Consider the following 23,052-nt stretch of genomic DNA (forward strand, 5'->3'; position numbering starts at 1 on the left):
CACAGTGACAGCAGGCCCGGCCCCCGAAGGGGCACCGTACGACGTCGACACCCGCACGGCATCCTTCGCGCAGCGCCGGCTGTGGTTCCTGGACCAGCTGGCCGGATCCTCCGTCGGTTCGATGCTCCCGCTGGTCCTGCGGCTGCGGGGCGCCCTCGACGCGGGCCGGCTCGAACGGTCGCTGGCGGGGATCGTGACCCGGCACGAGGTGCTGCGCACCCGCTTCACCGCCGTCGACGGGGAACCGGTGCCGGTCGTGGACGCCCCCGCTCGCTTCGTCCTGGAACGCACCGAGGCGGCCGGTCCGGACGAGCTGTTCGCCCGGTGCCTCGGCCGCCCCGTCGACCTGTCAGCCCAGCACCCGGTCCGTGCCACGCTCGCCCGGGTGGCGCCCGCTGAGCACCTGCTTCTGGTCGAGGTGCACCACATCGCCGTCGACGGCTGGTCGTGGGGCGTGCTGCTGGACGAACTGGCCGCCGGCTACCGCGGTGAGACGGTCACCGAGCCCGCCGTGCGGTACGCCGACCTCGCCCGCGCCCAGCGGGAACGCCTCACCGGCGAACGGCTGGAACGCCTGCTCGGCCACTGGCGTGAGCGGCTCACCGGCCTCACCCCGCTCGACCTGCCCACCGACCGGCCGCGCCCCCACGTCTGGGACGGGTCCGGAGACGTCGTGCGCTTCGACCTGCCAGCCGATCTCGTCGCCTCGGTCGACGCCCTCGCCCGGTCCCGGCGCGCCACCCGCTACATGCTCCTGCTCACCGCCTACCAGGCACTCCTCGGTCACTGGTCGGGCCGTACCGACGTCGCCGTGTGCAGCACCCTCGCCGACCGCGCCCAGCGCGGCGCCGGAGCGCTGATCGGCCCGCTGGTCAACACGGTCGTCCTGCGTACGGACCTGGCCGGCCGGCCCGGCTTCGGCGAACTGCTGGACCGGGTGCGGGACCGGGCGCTGGCCGACCTCTCCCACGCGGAGGCGCCCTTCGACCTGGTCGTCGGCGCGCTCGGCGGCACCCGGGACCTGTCCCGGCACCCGCTGGCCCAGGCGTCGTTCACGCTCCTCAACGCACCGATCCGGCCGGTGGAGATGCCCGGCCTGGACGTGTCGCTCGTCGAACCGCCGCTCACCGGCACGCCGCTCGACGTCTTCCTCGACCTCACCCTGCGCACCGACGGCAGCATCGCGGCCATCCTCCAGTACGCCACCGCGCTGTTCGACCCCGCCACCATGCGCGCCTTCGCCCGGGCGTATGTCGCGCTGCTGCGTGCCGTCCTGGCGGACCCCGTCACCCCGGTGCAGGACCTGGCCCGTGCCCTGCCCGCCGGACCGCGCGTGCCCGCCCGTCCTCGCCCCGAGTGGCATCACGCTCCCGACCGCCCGGCCCTGCCGGTGCCGCCGCTCGCCTTCGCCGGGGACCCGGACGCCACCGCGCTGCTGTGCGGCGAGGACAGCGTCACCTACGCGGAACTGGACGCCATGACCGGCTCCCTCGCCGCCGCGCTGCGGGCCGCCGGGGTGGACTCCGGCAGCCCGGTGGGAGTCCTGCTGCGCCGCGGCCTGTGGTCGGTCGCCGCCATCGAGGGGATCTGGCGGGCAGGAGGCGTCTACGTACCCCTGGACCCCGAACTCCCCGAGGAGCGACTGCGGTTCATGGCCGAGGAGGCCGGCCTCACATGCGTGGTCACCGCCCCGGCGACGGCGGACACCGCCACCGCACTCGCGCCGGTCACGGTCGACGTCACCACCCTCGTCCCAGTCACCGACGGCCCCCGCCACCAGCCGCACCCGCGCGAACTGGCCCACGTCATCTTCACCTCGGGATCCACCGGCCGCCCCAAGGCCGTGGGCGTCGAACACGCGGCGCTGGCCTCGCACGTGGCCGCCGCCCGCGAGCGGCTCGGCATCGATGCCGACGACCGCGTCCTGGCCTTCGCGTCCTTCTCCTTCGACGCCTCGCTCGACCAGGTGCTGCCCGCCCTCACCTCGGGTGCCACCGTCGTCATGCGTCCCGACGAGCCGTGGCTGCCCACCCAGGTGCCGGAGATCGTCCAGCGGCACGCCCTGACGGTCGTCAACGTTCCTCCGACGTACTGGTCGGAGCTGGCGCTCTCCCTCGACCGGCGGATGGCCGGGGCCCTGCGCTCCCTGCGGCTGCTCGTCCTCGGCGGCGAGGCCGTCCCGCCCGACACCCTCGCGGTCTGGCGCGCCGCCGTGCCGTGGGTGCGCGTGTGCAACGCCTACGGGCCCACCGAGACGACGGTCACCGCCACCACCTACGACGCCGACGACCCGCCCGCCGACACGGTGCCCATCGGCCGTCCCCTCGGCGGCCGGCGGGTGTACGTGGTCGACACGGACGACGAGCCGGTGCCCGTCGGCGTCTCCGGCGAACTCCTCATCGGCGGCCCGGAGTTGGCCCGCGGCTACCTGGGACGGCAGGCCCACACCGCCGACCGTTTCGTACCCGACCCGTACGGGCCGCCCGGCGCACGCCTCTACCGCACGGGCGACCTCGTCCGCTGGACGCAGGGCGGAGAGCTGGAGTTCGTCGGCCGCCGCGACGACCAGGTCAAGATCCGCGGCTTCCGGATCGAACTCGGCGAGGTGGAGGCGGTGTTGCGGGCCTGCCCACTGGTCGCCGCGGCAGCCGCCCGCCCCGACCGCGCCACCGGACGCAGCCTCACCGGGTACGTCGTACCGGTTCCGGACGCGCCCCGCCCGCCGGACCGGGCGGACCTGCGTGAATGGTGCGCGCGGTTCCTGCCGCAGCATGCCGTCCCCTCCGAGTTCGTGGTCCTGGACGCCCTTCCGGTCGGGGTCTCCGGCAAACTCGACCGCTCGGCACTGCCCGACCCGGCCCGCCCGGCCGCCGGCCCGGCCACGGTCGAGCCACGCGACGAGACGGAGCGCATCGTCGCCGAGGTGTGGGCCGACGTCCTCGGGCTGGACCGGATCGGCATCGACGACAGCTTCTTCGACCTCGGCGGCCACTCCTTGCTCGCCACCATGGCGGTCTCACGGATCGCCCAGCGCCTGGGCCGCGACATCGAGTTGCGCACCGTCTTCGAGAACCCGACCGTGCGGACCTTCGCGCCCCGCGTGGCCGCCGCCCGCGCGTCCGGCGCGAGCGAGGTGGTGCCGGTGGACCGGGGCCGGCCGCTGCCGCTGTCGTTCGCCCAGGAGCGACTGTGGTTCCTGGACCGCACCTCCGAGCGCGGCGACTCCTACCTGCTGTGGTACTGCTGGCGAGCCCGCGGCGGCCTGGACCGCACGGCCTGGCAGCAGGCCCTGGACGACCTGGTGGAACGGCACGAGGTGCTCCGCACCGCACTCGTCGAGTCCGACGGCCGCCCCGTGCAGCGGATCGGCGGCCCGGTGACGGTACCGGTGCGGTGGGAGCGGGCGCCCGGGGCCGCGGACGAGGAGACCCGGCTGGCCGCGGTGCGGGAGCGGGCCGTGGCCCTCGCCACGCACCCCTTCGACCTCACCCGGCCGCCTCTGCTGCGGGCCGGAGTGTGGGAGCTGGCCGATGACGACCACGTCGTGCTCCTCGCGCTGCACCACGCCGTCACCGACGGCTGGTCCAAGGGTGTCCTCCTGGATGAACTGGCCCGGCACTACGAGGCCCGGTGCGCGGGCCGCCGCGCCCAGCTGCCGCCGCTCACCGTGCAGTACGGCGACTTCGCCGTCTGGCAGCGCGACCGCGCCGACAGCGGCGCTCTGGAACCGCAACTCGCTTTCTGGGAGAGCGCCTTGGAGGACGCGCCCGCGCTGGAGCTGCCCACCGACCGGCCCCGGCCGGCCGCGTTCACCGGCCGGGGCGGCGCCGTCGAGGTCGACCTGCCGGCCGAGCTCGTCGACCACGTGGACGCCTGCGCCCGCGAGCACGGCGCCACCCGGTTCATGGTGCTGCTGGCCGCCGCCCAGGCCGTCCTGGCCCGCTGGGCGGGGCAGACCGACGTGTCGGTGGGCACGCCCGTCGCCGGACGCGGACGGCTCGAACTGGAGCCGCTCGTCGGCTTCTTCGTGAACACCGTCGTGCTGCGCACCGACCTGTCCGGGCAGCCGACCTTCACCCGGCTCGTGGAGCGCGTGCGGGACGTCGTCCTGGGCGCCTTCGACCACCAGGAGGTGCCGTTCGAGCGGGTCGTCGAGCGGCTGCGCCCGGAACGCGACCTGTCCCGCAACCCCCTGTTCCAGGTCATGGTGGACGTCCAGGACGCCTCCACCGGCGGCGCGGACCTCCCCGGGCCCGCCGCCACCGACTTCCCGCTGCCCTGGGGCTCGGCCAAGTTCGACCTGACCGCCACCTTCGTGGTCCGGCCGGACCGGTTCGCCCTCAACGTGGAGTACGCCGCCGACCTGTTCGAGCCGGCCACCGCCACCCGGTTCGCCCGGCACGTCGGGCGGCTGCTGGAGACCCTCGTCGCCGACCCGGCGGCCCGCGTCGACGAGGCCCCGCTGCTCACCCCGGAGGAGCGGGAACACCTGGTGGCGAGTGCCGGGCGCGACGCGGCCCCCGCGCCGAGGTTCCGGGTGCGGGGCCGCGCCGACGCCCCGGCCGTCGTCTGCGAGGGCACGACCCTCGACCACGCCGCGCTGGACGCTCTGACCGGCGGCCTGGCCGCCGCCCTGGCCGGCGCGGGCGTGGTCCCGGGCGACGCCGTGGGCGTGTGCGTGGGCCGGGGCGTGTGGCCGGTCGCCGCGATGCTCGCCGTCTGGCGGGCCGGCGGCGTGTACGTCCCCCTCGACACCCGCATCCCCGAGGAGCGGCTGCGGTACATGCTGCGCGAGGCGGGCGTACGGCACGTGATGTGCGACGCGGGCACCCGGGAGAAGGTCACCCTGCTCGGCGCGACCGCGGTCGACGTCGAGCACGTCCGCCCGCACCAGGACGGTCCCCGGCACACCCCGGACCCCGACGACCTCGCCTACGTCATCTTCACCTCCGGCTCCACCGGCCGCCCCAAAGCCGTCGGCGTCGAACACCACGCCCTGGACGCCCATGTGGCCACCGCACGCGAGATGTTCGCGCTGACCGAGGACGACCGGGTGCTCACCTTCGCGTCCACCTCGTTCGACGCGTCCCTGGAACAGATCCTGCCCGCGCTGAGCACCGGAGCGACAGTGGTCGTACGCCCGGACGAGATCTGGGCGCCGGAGGAACTCGCCGCCCGGGTGGCCGCCGAGCAGGTGACCGTCATGGAACTCACCCCGTCGTACTGGGCGGAACTGGTCGCCCGCCTGGACACGCTGGCACCCCGGCTGGCCTCGCTGCGCCTGCTGGTGACCGGCGGGGAGGCGCTGCCCGCCGACCCGCTGCGGCGCTGGTTCGCGCACCTGCCCGGGGTCCCCGTCATCAACACCTACGGCCCCACCGAGGCGGTGATCTCCGCCACCGCGCACGCCGTCGGGGCCGCCCCTGCCGGCCGGGTACCCATCGGCCGTGCCCTGGGCAGCCGCCGTACCTACGTCGTCGACGCCCTGGGCGAACTCGTCCCGGAAGGCGTCCCGGGCGAACTGGTCGTCGGGGGAGCGGAGTTGGCGCGGGGCTACCTGGGCCGTCCCGCACTGACCGCCGAGCGCTTCGTGCCCGACCCGTTCGGCGGACGCGGCGGCCGGCTCTACCGCACCGGTGACGTCGTACGCCGACTGCCCTCCGGGGAACTGGAGTTCCTCGGCCGCAACGACGACCAGGTCAAGATCCGCGGCTTCCGCGTGGAACCGGGCGAGGCGGAGGCGGTGCTCCGCGGCCATCCCGGAGTGCGGGGCGCGGCCGTCGTCGTCCGCACCCTGCACGGCGAGGCCGCCCTCGTCGGCTACGTCGCCGGCCCCCGGCTGTCGCAGGAGTCCCTGGAGAAGCACTGCCGCGATCACCTGCCGCACTACCTGGTCCCGTCCGCGTTCGTCGTCCTGGACACTCTGCCGCTGACCGTGCAGGGAAAGCTGGACACCGCCGCCCTGCCCGAGCCCGTGGCACGCGCCCCGCACGCCTTCGTGCCACCGCGCACCCCGGCCGAGACGGTCGTCGCGCAGATCTGGTGCGAGGTCCTCGACCTGCCCCGGGTCGGCGTCCACGACGACTTCTTCGCCCTGGGCGGCCACTCCCTGCGCGCGGTGTCCGTCGCCTCCCGCCTGCGGACCGCCTTCGACTGCCCGATGCAGGTCCGCGACCTGTTCGAGCACCCCACCGTCGAACGGCTCGCCGCCGAGGTGGAGCGCCGGCTGCTGGAGCTCATCTCGCAGCTCAGCGACGACGAGATCGACCTGTCCCTCACCGCCGACTTCTGAGGCCGCGCCCGCGCCCCGGGCCGACGCCGGCCCGACCGGCACCGGTGCCCGGGTACGGCGTCCGACCGGCGACCGGCCGGCGGCGCCGCCGGGCACCTGGTCCCGGAGCCGGCGCGCCCGCCCCTCACCGACTTCCTTGCCAAAGATCCTGGATCGGAGTGCCCTCATGACCACATCCGACGTGCGTCCCGGCCCCGCCGCCGCGGACGGCGGCCTGTCCCCGGCCGCCCGGCGCCTGCTGGAGCAGCGGCTGCGCGGCCGGGCCACCGCACGGGACGACGGACCGGCCCGGGTCGAGCCCCGCCCGGACCGCATCCCGCTGTCCGCGGCACAGCAGCGCCTCTACTTCCTCGACCGGCTCGATCCGGGCGCGGCGACCTATCTGCTGCCCGCGGCATGGAGGTTCACCGGAGCGCTGGACCTGCCGGCCCTGCGCGCGGCCCTGGCGGACCTCGTCGCCCGGCACGAACAGCTGCGCGTGGTCTTCCCGGAGCACGAGGGCGTACCCCATCAGCGCGTCCTTCCCCCGGACGGCACCGTCCTGCACGAGACGGAGGTGAGCGGCGAGAGCGGCGAGGACCGCGAACGGCGCCTGTCGGCCGCCGTGCACAGCGCCGCCCTCCGCCCCTTCGACCTCGCCCACGAGCCGGCCTTCCGGGCCACCCTGGTCCGCGCCGCCGCCGACGACCACGTGCTGGTCCTCGCCATGCACCACATCGTCTCCGACGGCTGGTCGCTGGGGCTCCTCGTCCGTGACCTGACCGAGCTGTACCTCGCCCGCCGCGAGGGACGCACCGCCCACCTGCCCGAACTGCCCCTCGACTACAGCGACTACGCGATCTGGCAGCGCCGCGGCGACCAGTCCGCCGCCCTCGACCACTGGCGCACCCGGCTGGCCGGCCTCACACCGTTGGACCTCCCCACGGACCACCCCCGACCGGACACCCCCGGCCACCGCGGCGCCGTCCACCGGGTGAGCCTCCCGGCCGCGCTGACCGACGCGCTCGCCACGCTGGGCCGCCGCGCCGGCACGACCCCGTACATGACCGTGCTGGCCGCCTTCCAGGCCGCCCTGGCCTTCCACAGCGGACAGCGCGACATCGCCGTCGGCACGGTCGTCGCCAACCGGGAGCGGGCCGAGACCGAGCAGCTCGTCGGCTTCTTCGTCAACACCCTCGTCCTGCGCGGCGACCTCTCCGACGATCCGACCCCGGCCGCCCTGCTCGCCCGCACGCGGGAGCGGGTCCTGGAGGCGTTCTCCCACCAGTCGCTGCCCTTCGAGCAGGTCGTCGACGCGCTCAGCCCCGAACGCGACCTCGCCCGCAACCCGCTCGTCCAGGTGCTCTACACGCACACCGACACCACACCGTCCGGCTTCGGCCTGGGGGAGACGAACGGGACGCCGTACCGGATCGACCTCACCACCGCCAAGTTCGACCTCACCCTCGACCTGCGGGACGGCGACGGGCGCACCGACCTGGCGTTCGTCTACCGGCCCGACCTGTTCGAGGAGACCTCGGTCGCCGCCCTCGCCCGGCACACCGTGACGCTGCTGGAGGCGTTCTGTGCCGCCCCCGACGCCCCGCTCAGCACCGTCGACCCGCTCAGCCCGGGCGAGCGGGCCCACCTGCTCGGCCCCGAAGGCCCGGCCAACGCCGGCAACGACCCCGCGCGGCCCCCGCGCACCGCCCCCGAGCGCCTGGCCGAGCACATCTCCCGCACGCCTCACGCCGTCGCGGTGAGCGGATCGGGCCGCTCCCTCACCTACGCCCAGCTCGACGCCCGCGCCTCGGCCCTGGCCAGCCGGCTGCGCGCCGCCGGTGTCACCCGCGGCTCCCTCGTCGGGGTCTGCCTCGACCGCACCCCCGACCTGGCCGCCGCGCTGCTGGCCGTCTGGCGGGCCGGCGGCGCCTACCTTCCGCTCGACCCCTCCCACCCCCGGGCGCGACGCGAGTTCACCGTCACCGACTCCGGGGTCGAGTGGGTCGTCACCGACACCGCCACCCGCGCCGCCGTCGAGGGGCTGCCCGCCCAGGTCGTCCTGGTCGACGCGGACGCCCCGCACACCCCGGCCGGGAGCGACGACCTCGTGCCGGCGTCCGAGGACCTCGCCTACGTCATCTACACCTCCGGCTCCACCGGCCGGCCCAAGGGCGTCGAGATCACCCACGGCAACCTGGCATGGCTGCTGGGCGCCGCCGACCAGCACTTCGACTTCGGCCCCGCCGACGTGTGGACCCTGATGCACTCGCCGGCCTTCGACTTCTCCGTGTGGGAGCTGTGGGGACCGCTCACCAGCGGCGGGCGCGTCGTCGTGCTCGGCGCCGACGAGGTGCGCGACCCGGCGGCCGTGCACCGGGTGCTGCGCGAGGAACGCGTCACCGTCCTGAACCAGACCCCGGCCGCCTTCAAGGGGCTGCGGGCGCATCTGGAGGACGCCGGCGCGGGCTTCCGCGATCTCGCCCTGCGCACCGTCGTCTTCGGGGGCGACGCCTTCGACGTACGGGACTACCGCGACTGGTTCACGTCCGACGGGCACCGCCCTGAGCTGGTGAACATGTACGGCATCACCGAGACCACCGTGCACGTCACGATCCGCACGATCACCGAGGCGGACGTCCACGGCGGTGTCCGTTCGCCGATCGGCCGCCCCCTCGCCGGCCAGCACGGCTACGTCCTCGACGCCTGGGGCCGGCTCGTGCCGCCCGGCAGCGTCGGCGAGCTGTACATCTCCGGCGGCGGTGTGGCCCGCGGCTACCTGAACCGGCCCGAGCTGACCGCCGAACGCTTCCTCGACGACCCCTTCGGGGCACCCGGCGCCCGCATGTACCGCACCGGCGACCTGGTGCGGGTCCAGCGCGACGGCGAGCTGGGCTACGTCGGCCGCGCCGACCACCAGGTGAAGATCCGCGGGTACCGCATCGAGCCCGGCGAGATCGAGACCGCCCTGCGCGCCCTGCCCGGCGTCGCCGACGCCGCCGTGGTGGCCCGCCGCGACGAGGGAACGGCACGCCTGGTCGCGCACGTCGTCACCCCCGAGGGGCGCCCCCTGGACCCGCCCGCGCTGCGGGAGGGGCTGCGGCTGACGCTGCCCGACCACATGGTCCCGGCGCTGTTCGTCCGCCACGAGCGGCTGCCGCTGACCGCGAACGGCAAGGTGGACCGGGCCGCGCTGACGGCGGTCCGGCCCGTCTCGGACGGGCCCCGGGCACACGTGGCGCCCGTGGGGCCCCGGGAGCAGGTGCTGGCCGGTGTGTGGAGCCAGGTACTGGGCGTCGAGCACGTCGGCCGCGGCGACAACTTCTTCGACCTGGGCGGCGATTCCATCCTGGCCCTGCGTCTGGTGGGTCTCGGGCGCCTCGCCGGGCTGGAGTTCACCGTCGCCGACGTCTTCCGGGCCCGCACCCTGGCCGACCTGGCCGCGCTCGTCACCGACGCAGGCGACAGCCCCGACCCGGTCGCCCCCTTCTCCCAGCTCGACCCGGCCGACGCCGGCCGCCTGCCCGACGGACTCGCCGACGCCTACCCGCTCACCATGCTCCAGGCGGGCATGCTGCACGAGATGCTCGCCGACCCGCGGCGCGGCGCCTACCACAACGTCACCGACCTGAAGATCACCGTCCCGGAGGGCTTCGACCTCGACGCGTTCCAGGCGGCCGTGGACGCGGTGGTCGCCGGCCACCCGATCCTGCGCACGTCCGTCGACCTGGTCTCCTACCGAGAGCCCCTGCAGCTCGTCCACCGCGCGGCCCGTCTGCCCGTCGGCTACACCGACCTGCGCGGACTGCCGCGCGAGGAACAGCGGGCGCGGCTGAAGGCGTTCGTGGACCAGGAGTTCGAGCGCCGCTTCGACCTCGCCGCCGCGCCTCTGGTCCGCATCCACCTGCACCACGTCACCGACCACGACCTGCGACTGGTCCTCACCGACTGCCATGTCGTCCTGGACGGCTGGAGCCTGACCTCGCTCATCGCCGACCTGCTGGCCCTGCACCGGCAGGCCGTCGCCCACGGCACCGCGCCCGAGCCGCCGACGGCGCCGCCCTTCGCCGAGTACGTCGCCCTGGAGCGGGCCGCGCTCACCAGCGAGGAGTCCCTCACCTACTGGCGCGAGCGGCTCGCCGACCTGCGGCCGGTCACCTTCCACAAGCGTGCCGCGGTCGACGCGGACGGCGGGGCGCCGGTGCACGAGGTCCGCCGCTCCTACGCCCACCTCGCCGAAGGCATCGGCAGACTGGCCAAGGAGGCGGGAGTGCCCCGCCGCACCGTGCTGATCACGGCCTTCCACCACACGATGAGCCTGTTCGCCGACCGCGACGGCGGCGCCGACGGCACCCTCGGCCACAGCATCGGCCTGGTCACCAACGGGCGGCCCGAGGTGCCCGGCGCGGACCGGATGCGCGGACTGTTCCTGAACACCGTGCCGTTCGGCGTGGCCCGCCCGCGGAGCGACTGGCTGACGTACCTGCGGGACGTGTTCACCGCCGAGCAGGAGATGCTGCCGCACCGCAGGGTCCCCCTGGTCGGCATCGCCCGACTGCGGCCCACCGAGCCGAACCTGACCGACGCCGTCTTCAACTACGTGAACTTCCACCGGCTTTCGCACGACTCCTGGGACGACTCACTGGAGATCGCCCGGACCATGTTCCCGCTCCTCATCAACGCGAGCGTCAACGCCTTCACCCTCGACGCGGACCCGGCGTTCGTCGCTCCCGCCACCGCCGAGCAACTCGCCGACGTGTACTGCGCCGAGCTAGAGGCCATGGTCGCCCGCCCGCACGACCGGGTGACCCGGCCCGCGCTGAGGGGCGCGGCCCGTGCCACCGTCCTCGACGTCTGGGGCCGCGGCCCGCGGATTCCCTCCTCGCCGCTGCTGTTCCACGAGCACATCGCCGCCCACGCCGCCCGTACCCCGCACGCGGTCGCGGTCGAGCACCGCGGGGAGCGGCTGACGTACGCCGAACTGCACGAGCAGGCCGAAGAACTGGCAGGGCGGCTGCGGCGCCTCGGGGTGGGGCCGGAGACCGTCGTGGGCATCTGCGCCGAGCGCGGCTTCGACCTGGTGCGCGCGGCCGTCGGCGTCTTGCGCTCCGGCGGCGCCTTCCTGCCGCTCGACCCACAACACCCCACCGACAGGCTCGCGTTCATGGCCGAGGACAGCGGGATGCGGGTGCTGCTGACCCAGCGGGCGCTCACCGGGACGGTGCCCTTCGACGGGCCCGTGATCCACCTGGACGCGCCGGCCGGCCCCGTGGACCGCGCCCGGGCCGTAGCGGACGGGGAGCCCGACGCCGACACCCTCGCCTACATCATCTACACGTCCGGCTCCACCGGCACCCCCAAGGGCGTGGCGATCCCGCACCGCGGCCTGTCCAACATGCTCGAAGGGCAGCGCGACCTGGTGCGCCCCACCCCCGAGGACCGGGTGCTGCAGTTCGCCTCCTTCGGCTTCGACGCCTCAATCCTCGAACTCACCTGGTCCCTCGCCAACGGCGGCCGGCTCGTCACCGCCCCCAAGGAGGACCTGCGTCCCGGCCCCGACCTCGCGCGCACCCTGCGCGAGGCCCACGTCACCGGCGCCATGCTGCCGCCCAGCGCACTGGCGGTGCTCGGCCGGGACGACTTCCCCGGGCTGAAGGTGCTCCAGGTGGCCGGCGAGGCCTGCCCGGCCGAACTCGCCGACGTCTGGTCGCGCGGCCGGCGCTTCCACAACGTCTACGGCCTCACGGAGACCTCCGTGTGGTCGGTCGCCGCGGAGCTGACCCCCGGCCGGGGCACCCCGCCCATCGGCACCCCGATCCGCAACACCCGCATCCACGTCCTGGACGACGACCTCCAGCCCGTCCCGGTCGGCGTACCCGGCGAGATCTTCCTCGGCGGGCAGGCCGTCGGCCGCGGCTACCTGGGCCGGCCCGCGCTGACCGCCGCCACCTACGTGCCGGACCCGTACGGCGCGCCGGGCGAACGGCTCTGCCGCACCGGCGACCTCGGGGCCCACCGGCCCGACGGGTCGGTGGAGTGGCTGGGCCGCCGCGACGCGCAGGTCAAACTGCGCGGCTTCCGCATCGAACTCGGCGAGATCGAGCACGCGCTCAGGCGCCTGCCCGAGGTCCGCCAGGCCGTGGTCCTGCACCGCACCGACCTGCCCGGCGAACCGGCCCTCGTCGCCTACCTCGTCGTCCACGGGCCGCAGGCGCCCGCACCCGAGGAACTGCGCCGCGCGCTGCGGGCCTCGCTGCCCGCGTACATGCTGCCCGCCCGGTTCGTCTTCCTGGACGAGATGCCCGTCAACCGCAGCGGCAAGATCGACAAGCGGGCGCTGCCCCTGCCCGCCGCCGAACTCGACCGTGACGAGAGCCAGTACGTCGCTCCGTCCACCGCCGCGGAGCGGATCCTCGCCGAGATCTGGCGCGAGGTCCTGGGACTGTCCCGCATCGGCGTCCACGACGACTTCTTCCGCATCGGCGGCAGCTCCCTGTCCACCGTGCGGGTCTCCCTGATGGCGGGCGGACGCGGCCTGACGGTGTCGGTCGGCGACCTGATCGAGCACCCGACGATCGCCGAGCTCGCCGAGCACGCCGTCCGGACGGCCGGTGACGGGCTGCCCGCCGCCGTCACCTCGGAGGTACGGCTGCGGGAAGGCACGGGGGAGCCGCTGTGGTGCGTGCACCCCACCGGCGGCAGCGCCACCTGGTTCGTGCCGCTCGCCCGCGCCCTGCCGCCGGGCAGGCCCGTGCACGCCTTCCAGGCACGCGGTCTGCTCGGCGGCGTCGACCCGAGCACCGTGCCCGGCATCGCCGCCAACTACGTCGGCGAGATCACCGACCGGGACGGCGCCGGCCCGCACGCCCTGCTCGGCTGGTCCATGGGCGCCAACATCGCCCTGGAGATGGCCACCCAGCTGCAAGCGGCTGGCCACGACGTCGCACCGCTCGTACTGATCGAGCCGTACCTGCCCAACCCGGCCGCCCGGGCCCGGCTGGACGGCGTCACCAAGGACCTCAGGGAAGCCCTGCGCATGCGGGACCGGCTGCGCGAACTGCCGCCCTCCCCGCAGCGCGACGGGGCCACCGCCGAACTCACCGCCACCCTGCTGGGCGCCGGGATGAGTCCCGCCGAGGCGGCCCTGGTCGAGAACGCGCCGATCGAAGTGTGGCACTCGCTGCTCGCCGCGCTGGCCGCCTACGAGGTCCGCCCCTACCCGGGCCACGTCCACCTCGTGGTCGGCAGCGAGGCCGCCGGCCTGCCCCGGGGACGCACCATGCCGGGCCTGGACGTCGACTACGACACCTACGTCACCCGCTGGCGCGAGGTGGCCGGAGGCGGGCTCACCTTGCACATCAGCGACGGCGACCACATGTCGATGATGGCCGAGCCTCGGGTGGCCGGCATCGCCGAACTGCTCGCCGCCATCGAGACGGGAGAGACCCGATGACCACCGCCGCCCCCGTCTTCACCGAGCGCTACCTGCTCTCCGCCGACATGGTCGCCGACCCCTACGACCACCTCGACACCCTGCGCGCGCACGCCCCGGTGCACTGGAGCCCGATGCACCACGCCTGGCTCGTGACCGGCTACGACCAGGTGATGCGCTGCCTGCGCGAGCCCGCGGTCTCCGCCGACCGGGTGCGCCCTCTCATGGACGCCGTACCGCAGGGCGCCCGGGAGGACGCCGAGCGGGCCTTCGGGATCCTGTCCCGCTGGATGGTCTTCAACGACCCTCCCCAGCACCGCAGACTGCGCCAGGTGTTCCAGGAGGCGTTCGCCGCCCGCGCGGTGACCCGCTACCGCGTCTTCACCGAGAAGGCCACCCGCGCCGTCCTCGCCCGCAAGGCCGTGCCCGGCCGCACCGGGGACCTCATGGCCGATGTGGCCAAGCCGCTGCCCGCGCTGGTCTTCGCCCGCTGGCTCGGCATCCCGCGCACCGACTCGCCGTCCTTCTGGTACTGGAACGCCCGCGTCGCCGACCTCGTCCTCGGCACCGCCCAGGAGGAGAGCGAGTACCGGGCCTCGCTGCAGGCGCTGGTGAGCCTGGAGGACTACCTCGCGGAGCTGGTCGCCAGGCGCCGGGCCGAACCGGGCGACGACCTGATCAGCCAGGTGCTGCGCGAGGGCCGGGTGGGCGACTCCGTCAGCGAGGAGGAGTTCGTCGGGATGCTCACGCAGATGGCGTTCGCCGGCGGGGAGACCACCAGCAACCTCATCGCGAACACCGTCCTCGCCCTGCACACGCGACCCGACCAGCTCGCCGCCGTCCGCGCGGACCCCGAACTGGCGCAGGGGGCCGTGGAGGAGACCCTGCGCCTGGACGGACCGTCCAAGATGTCGATCCGCACGGCCGCCCGGGACTTCGACCTCGACGGCAGCACCCTGCGCTCCGGCGACCGGATCTTCCTCGTCACCGCCGCCGCCAACCGGGACCCGGCCCGCTTCCCCGATCCCGGCCGGTTCGACGTGCGCCGCACCGGCGCCACCCACCTGGGTTTCGGTTTCGGCGCCCACTTCTGCATCGGCGCCGCCCTGGCCCGGTTGGTCGCCGTGTCGGCGGTCCGGACGCTGATCACGGACCACCCGGGCCTGGCCCTGGCGGACCCCGGCGGGGAGATCTGGCAGCCCTCGCTGCTCAACCGCAGCCTCACCGCCCTGCCCGTCCGCTACTGACCGGACCGCCGAGAGCGTCCGTACGACGAAAGGCACATCATGGCAACCACTCTCGCCGGCGCCGGTCCCCGGCTGTGGGCACCCGCCCGCCTGCGGTCCTTCCGGCTCCTGTGGCTCGGGCAGTCCCTGTCCCTGCTCGGTGACGGTTTCAGCGTCGTCGCCTTCTCCTGGATCACCCTCGAACTGACCGGCTCCACCCTCGCCCTCGGCTACGTCCTGGCCTTCCAGGCGGTACCCCGCGCGCTGCTCACCCTGGTGGGCGGCTCACTGGGCGACTCCTGGTCCACCCGCACCCTCATGGTCGCCTCCAGCTGGACCCGGGCCGGGCTGATGGCGGGAGTCGGACTGGCCGGTCTGCACGGGCAGTTGACGCTGTGGATGCTGTGCGCGGCAGCCGCGGCCTTCGGTGCCGTCGACGCCTTCTTCCAGCCCGCCCGCGTCTCGATCCTGCCCTCCGTGGTGGACGACGAGGAGCTGCTCGCACCGGCCAACGCGCTGCTGGGCACGGGCGCCAGGACGGCCGCGGTCGTCGGTCCGGCCGTCGGCGGTGTCGTCATCGCCGTCACCCGGGCCCCGGTCGCCTTCCTCGTCGACGCCGTCTGCTTCGCCCTGTGCGGCTGGTGCGTGGCGAGCATCCGCACCCGGCGTCGGGCCACCGGCCCCGAGACCGGTGCCGGAAAGGAGCGGACATCGCTCGCCGCCCGCATCCGCGAGGGCGTCACGTACACCTTCCGCGACCCCCGTCTGCGGACGATCGTCGCGCTCGACACGGCCGTCAACTTCTGTTACGCGGGGCCGTTCACGGTCGGTTTCGCCACGCTCGCCGACCAGGTGCTGCGCGGCGGACCGGCGACGCTCGGCGTGCTCAACGGATCCCTCGCCGGGGGCGCGATCCTCGGGACGCTCGTCGGCGGGGCGCTCGGCGGCCGGCCCCGGGTGGGCCTGCTGGTGGCCGCTCTCGCGGGCTGGCTGGGCGCCGGGATGGCCGTGCTGGGCCTGGTGCACAGCACCCCGGCCGTCGTGGCGACGGTGCTCGCCATGGGCTTCGCCATCGGTTTCCAGGGCGTGTTCGGGCTCAGCTGGATCCAGCGGAACATCCCGCAGGACGTGCTCACCCGGGTCGTGTCCGTCGACATGGTCCTCGGCTACGCGGTCGCTCCGCTGTCGCTCATCGCGTGCGGAGCGCTGGCCCGGATCGACACGCTCGCCCTGTTCGCTGCGGTGGCCGTCGTCCTCGCCGGAACCGGTCTGGCGGTGCTCGGATCACGGGCGGTGCGGGACATGCGCTAGGCACGGCACAGGGAGCCCCGCCGCCCGTGCCGCGGGCGGGCGGGACTTCTCCGCGGACTCAGGAGGACCGCAGGGCCGCCGAACGCGCGCACAGATCGGCCCGGTTGGCCGCCCCGGTCTTGGTGATCAGGCTCGCGATGTGCTTCTCGGCCGTACGCGGGGAGATGAACAGCCGGTCGGCGATGTCCTTGTTGCCCAGCCGGTCGGCGAGCAGCCGGAACACGTCGAACTCCCGGACGGTCACTCCCTGGGCGCGCAGCTGGTCGGGGATACCGCTGGTGCCGGTGCGGTGCTGGTGCACGGGAGCGCCGAGCCGGCGCAGCGCGGCCCGGCAGGCACCCGCCACGGCCCCGGTGTCCCGCTCGTGGAAGTGGTGTTCGGCGCGCCGCAGCCAGCTCACCGGGTCGCCCCAGCCGTCCTGGTGCGCCGCGTCGGCGATCAGCCGCAGGCCGAGGTGCTGGGCCAGCGGGTACGGCTCGGCGGCCGCCAGCGCCGACTCCACCGCGGCCGCCGCCCGCGTGCCGGCGCCCTCCCGGCCGAGCAGCACGGCGTCGGCGAGCAGCACGAACTGCCGGTTCCAGCGCATCCGGGCGACGGCGGTGGCGGTGATCTCCTCGTGCCGGGCCCGGTCGGCGTCCCCTGCGAGCACGTCCAGCAGCAGGACCAGGCCGTGGGTGCCGCTGAGATGGTAGGTGGACGGGTTGTCCGCCTCCAGGGCGAGGACCGCCCGCAGCTCGGCGCGGGCCAGTTCGCGGTCCTCCTCCAGCAGAGCGCAGAAAGCGCGGGCCAGACCGAGGCTCAGCGGTTCCTCCTGCGAGCCGGCACCGTCCCACTCGGTGAACGCGGCGAGCGCTGCCTCCATGGCCGTACGGTCCCCGCGGTGTGCCTCCAGAGCGGCCTGCGCCATGAGGACGTAGCGCACGGCGGGCGCCAGGCGCAGGCGGCGTACCACGGCCAGGCACTCGGCGGCGGCCGACCGGGCCGCCTCGTAGTCGCCGCGCAGCACCGCGTCCAGGACGAGGATGCCGTCCACGGTGTGCACGATGTTCACGGAGCCGAGGCGCAGCGCCTCCTCGCGGGCCGCCAGCAGGCCCGCGGTGTCTGCGTCGGCGAGCCACGCGTTGCCGCCCATGCGGGTGGCCGCGTACATGCGCTGCAACGGCAGGCGGTGGCGTTCCGCGGTGGCGAGGGCCTGTTCGAGCATCGCCCGCGATTCCTGCGGGTCCCGTTCGCGGGCCACGGTGGCGAGCAGCTCGCTGGCCTGGCAGGCGACGACGGGCAGTCCGTACCGTTCCGCGGCGTCGGCGGCCGAGCGGGCCAGTTTCTCCGCGTGCCGGGTGCGGTCCGGCCCCGGGGTGTCGAGGGCCAGATAAGCGGCCGTGACGTCGACGGCGGCGGCCGCGGCCTCGTCCGGCGCGCTCGCCAGCACTTCGCGGGCGCGGACGATCTGGCGGTTGCCGTCGCTCCAACGGCCCGCCGTGTGGGCCACCTTGGCCAGCCGGGTGTGCAGGGTGGCCAGCCGGGCGAGGCTCAGCCCGGAGCCGCTGAGCGCGTGCAGGTCCTCGGCCAGGTCGAAGGCGCGGGCGAAGTCGCCCGCCTCCGCGAGGGCCGGCAGCAGGTTCTCCAGCACCGCGGCCCGCGCCTGCGGATCGCCGCCGTCGGCCAGCAGGCTCTCCGCGCGGCTGAGCAGGGTCACGGCGGAGCCGAGCGCGCCCGCCGCCAGGGCCCGGCCGCCGGCGTTCGCGAACAGCAGCCCGGCCTCGACGCGGTCCCCGGCCTCGCACCGCAGCCCGGCCGCGAGTGCGCACCAGTCGCTGTCGAGGCCGGGGTGCAGTTCCTCCACGGCCTCCGCGCCCCGGCGGGCCAGATCCGCGCGCTGGCCCGGCGTCATCTGCGTGAACAGCGCCTCCACGGTGAGGGAGTGCCGGAAGGAGTACCAGTCCGGAGCCGGCTCGTCCGGGATGACCAGCCGCGCGGCCACGCCCGCGTGCAGATGGCTGAGCAGGGCGCGGTCCTCGACGCCGGTCATGCGCTGGAGCACGGTGAGGGAGAAACGCCGGCCGAGGACGGCGGCGGCGGACAGCAGAGTCAGGCCCTGCGCGCCGAGCCGGTCGATGCGGCGCAGGATGCCGCGCGCCAGTGTCGAGGAAACGTCACTTCGCAGGTCGCCGACCGCGCGCCAGCCGTCCGGGCCCTGCACCAGGGTCCCGGCCCCGATCATGGACTGCAGCAGTTCCTCGATCAGGTATGGGCTGCCCGCGCTGTCCTCCCACAGCCGCTGCAGGACCGCTTCGGGCACGTCGTCCGGGCGCTCCGCGCCGAGCTGGGCGGCGATCATGCCGTGCACCTGGGGCCGGGTCAGCGGGGGCAGATCGACGAGCGCCGCGGCGCCGCGGCGGCGGGCGGACTGGGCGAGGTCCAGCGCCTCACTGAAGTCCGTGCGGACGGTGGCCAGCAGGAGTACGGGGGAGTACTCCAGGTTGTCCACCAGGTACTCCAGGACTCCGAGCGTCTCGGGGTCGGCGTCGTGCAGGTCCTCAAGGAGCAGGAGCTGACCCTCTCCGCGCCCGGCGGCGATGAGCAGGCGCAGCACGGCCTCGCCCAGGATGACCATGGAGCTGCTCTCGCGTTCCCCGGTGTCCCAGTCGGGGATCAGCCGCCCGAGGACGGGCCGGTAGGGGCCGAGGGGCAGGTCGTCCAGCGGTTCGCCACCGCGGAACAGCGTCATCAGCGCCTCGGTCAGGGGGCGGAACGGCACGGCCGGGCCCGTGGTGCTGCTGCGCCCGCGCAGTACACGCATACCGGAGTCCAGTGCCCGGCCCACGGCCTCCGCCGCGAGGCGTGACTTGCCGACGCCGGCCTCGCCGACCAGGAAGACGACACCGCCGCGTCCCTGCCTCGCCTCGGTCAAGGCACGTTCGAGCAGGGCGATTTGGGGGTCCCGACCGACCAGGGATGGCGCATGGGAACGCATGGACGGAGATGATAATCGGAATATTGGGATCTGGGGCAGGTCGCCCTCTCCGGACCGCTTGTGCCCTGCCCGCGCCACCGGGCGGGGAAACCCGAGGGCGCGGGCCCGGTCGACGGGCCCGCGCCCTCGCGCGGTGTACCAGAACTGGCGGACGCTTAGTTCGGGGCGGAGACCGAGGTGTCCAGGGTGCTCAGCGTGATGACGACGCCGCTGGTCAGTACCATCCCGGCCAGCACGCGGGCACGGGCGCAGGCACGGTTGCGGCCCCTGAGCGTGATGCCGCCCGCCGCGTCCTGCTCGTCGGCGGCGGTCTCGGTGACGTCGGCGGCGGTGGTGGCGAGGTGCTTGTCCATGACGGTGATCCCCTTTGGAGTCCGCGTGCGGTGCGCACGCTGTGAAGGTGGAGCCGGGTCGTGGTGCGGTCGGGCGGGAGAGCGTGGTCGGTCAGTGGCCGGGATGTCCCAGGAGCAGGACGGACGGCACGGTTTCGGGGTGGGCCAGGCGGAGCAGTCCGTAGCCGATGCCGGACAGTCCGGTCAGCAGCCCGGGGGAGGGAACGTGGTCGGGGGTGGCGCATCGGTGGCTCTGCGCCTCGACGAGGGCGAGCACCTGGCCGGTGCGCCGGCTCAGTGCCGCGGCGGCCATCGCGTCGCCGAGTCCGGCGAGGACGGTCAGCGCCTCCAGCGTGCCGAGGGTGCCCTGCCCGAGGCTCAGGTCCGGGCGTACCTCGGCGTCCGCCAGCCGGCCGGCCGGCCGGGGCAGGCCCGCCGGCGGGGGGAGGTGGGCGGCGGCGGCCGCCGCCCCGGCGAGACCACCGGCCCACGAGGTGTCGGCCTCGGCGGCTCCCGTGTCCCGGAGCGCGGCGTGCAGCAGGGCGTGCGCGGCCGCCGTGTGCCGGGCGGCGCGTGCGGGCCGGACGGCGGCGTACCGCAGCAGCGCCCACCCGATCCCCGCGGCGCCGTCCGCGAATCCGGCGTGGCCGCCGAGCGCCGCGGTGTCGTACGCGGAGCCCTCCGGCAGGCCGAACTCCGTCGTGTGGTCCGTGCGTTCGGCGCCTCCGGTCCTCGCGGCGGTGTCCGGGCCGATGCCGCCGGTGCCGACCGCGGTCTCCGGGCCGGGCCACGTGCCCGCCCGGACCGCGTCCGCCCCGGTGGTGGCCTCTGCCGACAGGGCGGTTCCGGCTGCGTGGACCGTCGTCAGCAGCCGGTCCGCGGCGGTGTCCGCCAGTCGCAGCGCCGCCGCATCGCCGGTCGCCTCGTGCACCGCGACGGCGGCGGCCAGTGCCCCGGCCGTGCCGCCGGCCAGCCCCGGGACGTCGCAGGCCGCGATGGCGTGGCCGAGCGCGGTGAGCGCGTCCGGCAGGCAGTCCGCAAGGTTCTCGCCGAGCAGCGCCGACAGCCGGACCAGGGCGTACGTGATGCCGCCGAGTCCGTCGTAGGCGCCGGGTCCGGCGGCCGCGCTCAGCTCGGGGTCGCCGGCCAGGGCCTTCAGCAGGGCCGGCAGCGGCCGGACCGCCTCGCGGGCGAGCGCGGCGTAGCGTCCTGCTCCGGTCAGCGCGTCCGTGTGCGCCAGGAACAACGCGACCCCGCAGTACCCCTGCGCGAGTCCGGCGCCCATCGGCAGCACCGCCCAGTGCGGGCCGGACACCCGTTCCAGACCGAGCCAGTTGGTCCGGTCGCCGTCCCGCACCGCCCGGGCCGCGATCTCGTCGGCGACACCGCACGCGGCGGACAGCAGCCGCCCCGCGTCGGGCACGACGGCCGGTACCGGCGCCACCGTCAGCTCGGACCGGGGGCCGTCCAGGGGGGAACCGGTGCCGCGTGCCGCCAGCGTGGCCGAGATGATCCACTCCTGGTCGCGGCAGTCGACCTCGTCCATGCGCGCGATCTTCCCGCGCACCGCCTCCAGACTCGCCACCGGCAGCACGTCCGCCAGCCACGTTCCGTCGGCCGCCCGGACCCCCGTACCGGACGGCCGGTGCACGAACAGGGGCACGTCGCCGCGCCACAGGTCCGCCGTCTCGTGCTCGATGAGCCGACCGCGTACCTCGTCGTGCTCGGACTCGGTCCACAGCACCGCGAACACGCTCTCCCGCGCGAGCGCGTCGCCGAGCAGGGAGGGGTGCGCGGACTCCTCCAGCAGGGTCGCGTACAGGCGGGTGGAGCGAGCGATGAGGCGGGCCGCGCTGCCGGCGCCGGAGGCCAGCGGGCCCTCGTCGCCGAGCAGTTCACCGCCGTGGGCGGCGATGGCCGCGTACGCAGTACGGAAACCCTCCAGCAGGGCGGCCCGGTGGTCGGCGTCCTTCAGGGGGCGGCCGGCGGGCAGCGGCTGGTTCTGGGCGGCCGGGCTCGGCAGGGGGGCGCGCACGGCCCGCATGGTGTCCCGACCGCTGTTCTCCCAGCGCAGGCCCTCGCTGGGGAAGGTGCCGTCGGTGGACCGGCCGAGCGCGGAGATGTCGAGCGCCCCGTGTTCGCCGATGAGCAGGTGCGGCAGCAGGCAGGTGCGGTGCACGGAGGCGTGCAGGGCGTCGGCGGCCGGGTCGGCGCCGGCCGTCATGGGCTGCGGAAGCCCGGTGTGGAGCAGGGTCTCGGCGTCCACCAGGACCGGCTGGTCGCCGCAGGCGATGACGTTCTCGTAGTGCATGTCGGCGCCGTCCACCGCGTAGAGCAGGGCCAGCAGGGCTCCCTGGCGCCGGTAGAACGCGTCGGTCTCGGTGACCGACCGGCACCAGCGGTGCTCCACGAACTCCAGCCATCCGTACGTCGTCCGGCGCAGACTCCGCGGGGTGCGCAGGGCGAGTCCGGGCACCTTGGCGTTGAGCCACGTCACCAGGTCGTCGAGCAGGGCGTGCTGGCCGAGCGGCCGGGGCTTGTAGACCAGGCGGTCGCCGCTCTCGAAGCGCAGGACGGCCACGGACCGGTTGCCCTGGTGGGCGTCGCCGCGGCCCAGGTCGACGCGGGTGAGTGTCCCCGGGGACCGGCTGCCGAGGAGCGCGGTGGCCAGGGCGGCCCGGTCGGTCTCGAAGCGCGTCACGAGTTCGGTCATCGCCTCCGTGGCGTCCAGCGCGGTCTGCGCGAGCATCCGGGCGAGCACCGGGTAGGCGGCGAACAGCTCGCCCAGACCGCGGCGGGTGCCGGTGGCGGCGACGAAGGAGGCGAACCGCTCGCGGGGGCCCGCCCCGGTGAGGTGTCCGGCGCGCCGGGCCGCACCGAGTTCGTGGACCAGGGTGCGGGCGGCCTGCCGGACGAGCTGGTGGGTCAGCCGCCGCTCGAACGCCCCCCTCCAGACGGCTCGTTCGGCCGCCGGGCCGGCGGGCCGCAGCTCGGCGAACCGGGCGGAGGCGGCGGCGACGACCGGACGTACGACCGGTGCGAAGGCGTCGGGTCCCTCACCCGCCTCCGGCGCTTCCGCCGGGTCCGTGAAATCCGCAAGCTCGTCGGCGTGTGCGTCCAGGACCGCTTCCGCGTAGGCGGCCCAGCGGGGCTTCACCGCTCGGGCGGCCAGCCGCTCGGCGGGCTCCGCCGCCAGAGCCGCCGCCGTGGCGCCGTCCACTCCGAGGTGGGCCAGCCGCAGCGCGAAGCCCTCCGCGTCACCGGCGGCCCAGGGGGCGCGCTCGGCCGGGGAGGCGGCGGGCGCCGCCGGGAGTCCGGGGGCGGCGAGCCGTTCCGCGAGGGACAGCGCCGGAGCCCACCAGGCGAGTGGCAGGCCGGCGCTCCGGGGAGTCGGGAGGCTGGCGGTCTCAGTCACAGGAAGAAGGTCGCAGACCCCCCGCGACCCCCACATGGGGAAGTGGCCCCCATATTCTGCGCGGGCCTTCCCCCATCGGTGGGGGAAGGCC

Annotated in this window: 7 protein-coding genes; 4 read left to right on the forward strand and 3 right to left on the reverse strand. The window is 75.0% G+C overall.

The window, feature by feature from the left end:
* Positions 1–4: 4 nt before the first annotated feature.
* The 4 genes from ACWGIS_RS33060 to ACWGIS_RS33075 all read left to right on the forward strand — a co-directional run bounded on the left by ACWGIS_RS33060 (position 5) and on the right by ACWGIS_RS33075 (position 16,240).
* On the forward strand, positions 5–6,292 hold the full coding sequence (locus ACWGIS_RS33060; RefSeq protein ID WP_453366186.1) for an amino acid adenylation domain-containing protein: 6,288 nt from the start codon (positions 5–7) through the stop codon (positions 6,290–6,292).
* A gap of 166 nt (positions 6,293–6,458) precedes the next feature.
* Positions 6,459–13,724 carry an amino acid adenylation domain-containing protein gene (locus tag ACWGIS_RS33065; RefSeq protein WP_453366187.1) on the forward strand — a complete coding sequence of 2,422 codons (7,266 nt, stop codon included), beginning with the start codon at positions 6,459–6,461 and terminating at the stop codon, positions 13,722–13,724.
* On the forward strand, positions 13,721–14,950 hold the full coding sequence (locus tag ACWGIS_RS33070) for a cytochrome P450 (RefSeq protein WP_453366188.1): 1,230 nt from the start codon (positions 13,721–13,723) through the stop codon (positions 14,948–14,950). The genes ACWGIS_RS33065 and ACWGIS_RS33070 overlap by 4 nt, the downstream gene beginning before the upstream one ends.
* Positions 14,951–14,989: 39 nt before the next feature.
* The gene (locus tag ACWGIS_RS33075) at positions 14,990–16,240 is read left to right on the forward strand and encodes an MFS transporter (protein WP_453366189.1); all 1,251 of its coding nucleotides are present in this window, start codon (positions 14,990–14,992) and stop codon (positions 16,238–16,240) included.
* A 58-nt stretch (positions 16,241–16,298) separates the two neighbouring features.
* Here ACWGIS_RS33075 and ACWGIS_RS33080 read toward each other — a convergent pair whose 3' ends face one another.
* The 3 genes from ACWGIS_RS33080 to ACWGIS_RS33090 all read right to left on the reverse strand — a co-directional run bounded on the left by ACWGIS_RS33080 (position 16,299) and on the right by ACWGIS_RS33090 (position 22,961).
* On the reverse strand, positions 16,299–19,214 hold the full coding sequence (locus ACWGIS_RS33080; protein WP_453366190.1) for an AAA family ATPase: 2,916 nt from the start codon (positions 19,212–19,214) through the stop codon (positions 16,299–16,301).
* Positions 19,215–19,369: 155 nt separating this feature from the next.
* A complete protein-coding gene (locus tag ACWGIS_RS33085) occupies positions 19,370–19,567 on the reverse strand; it encodes a hypothetical protein (protein WP_453366191.1) in 198 nt (65 codons plus the stop codon).
* Between the two features lie 91 nt (positions 19,568–19,658).
* On the reverse strand, positions 19,659–22,961 hold the full coding sequence (locus ACWGIS_RS33090; RefSeq protein WP_453366192.1) for a type 2 lanthipeptide synthetase LanM family protein: 3,303 nt from the start codon (positions 22,959–22,961) through the stop codon (positions 19,659–19,661).
* Positions 22,962–23,052: the final 91 nt, after the last annotated feature.

This window comes from Streptomyces sp. NPDC054842 (assembly GCF_053611025.1).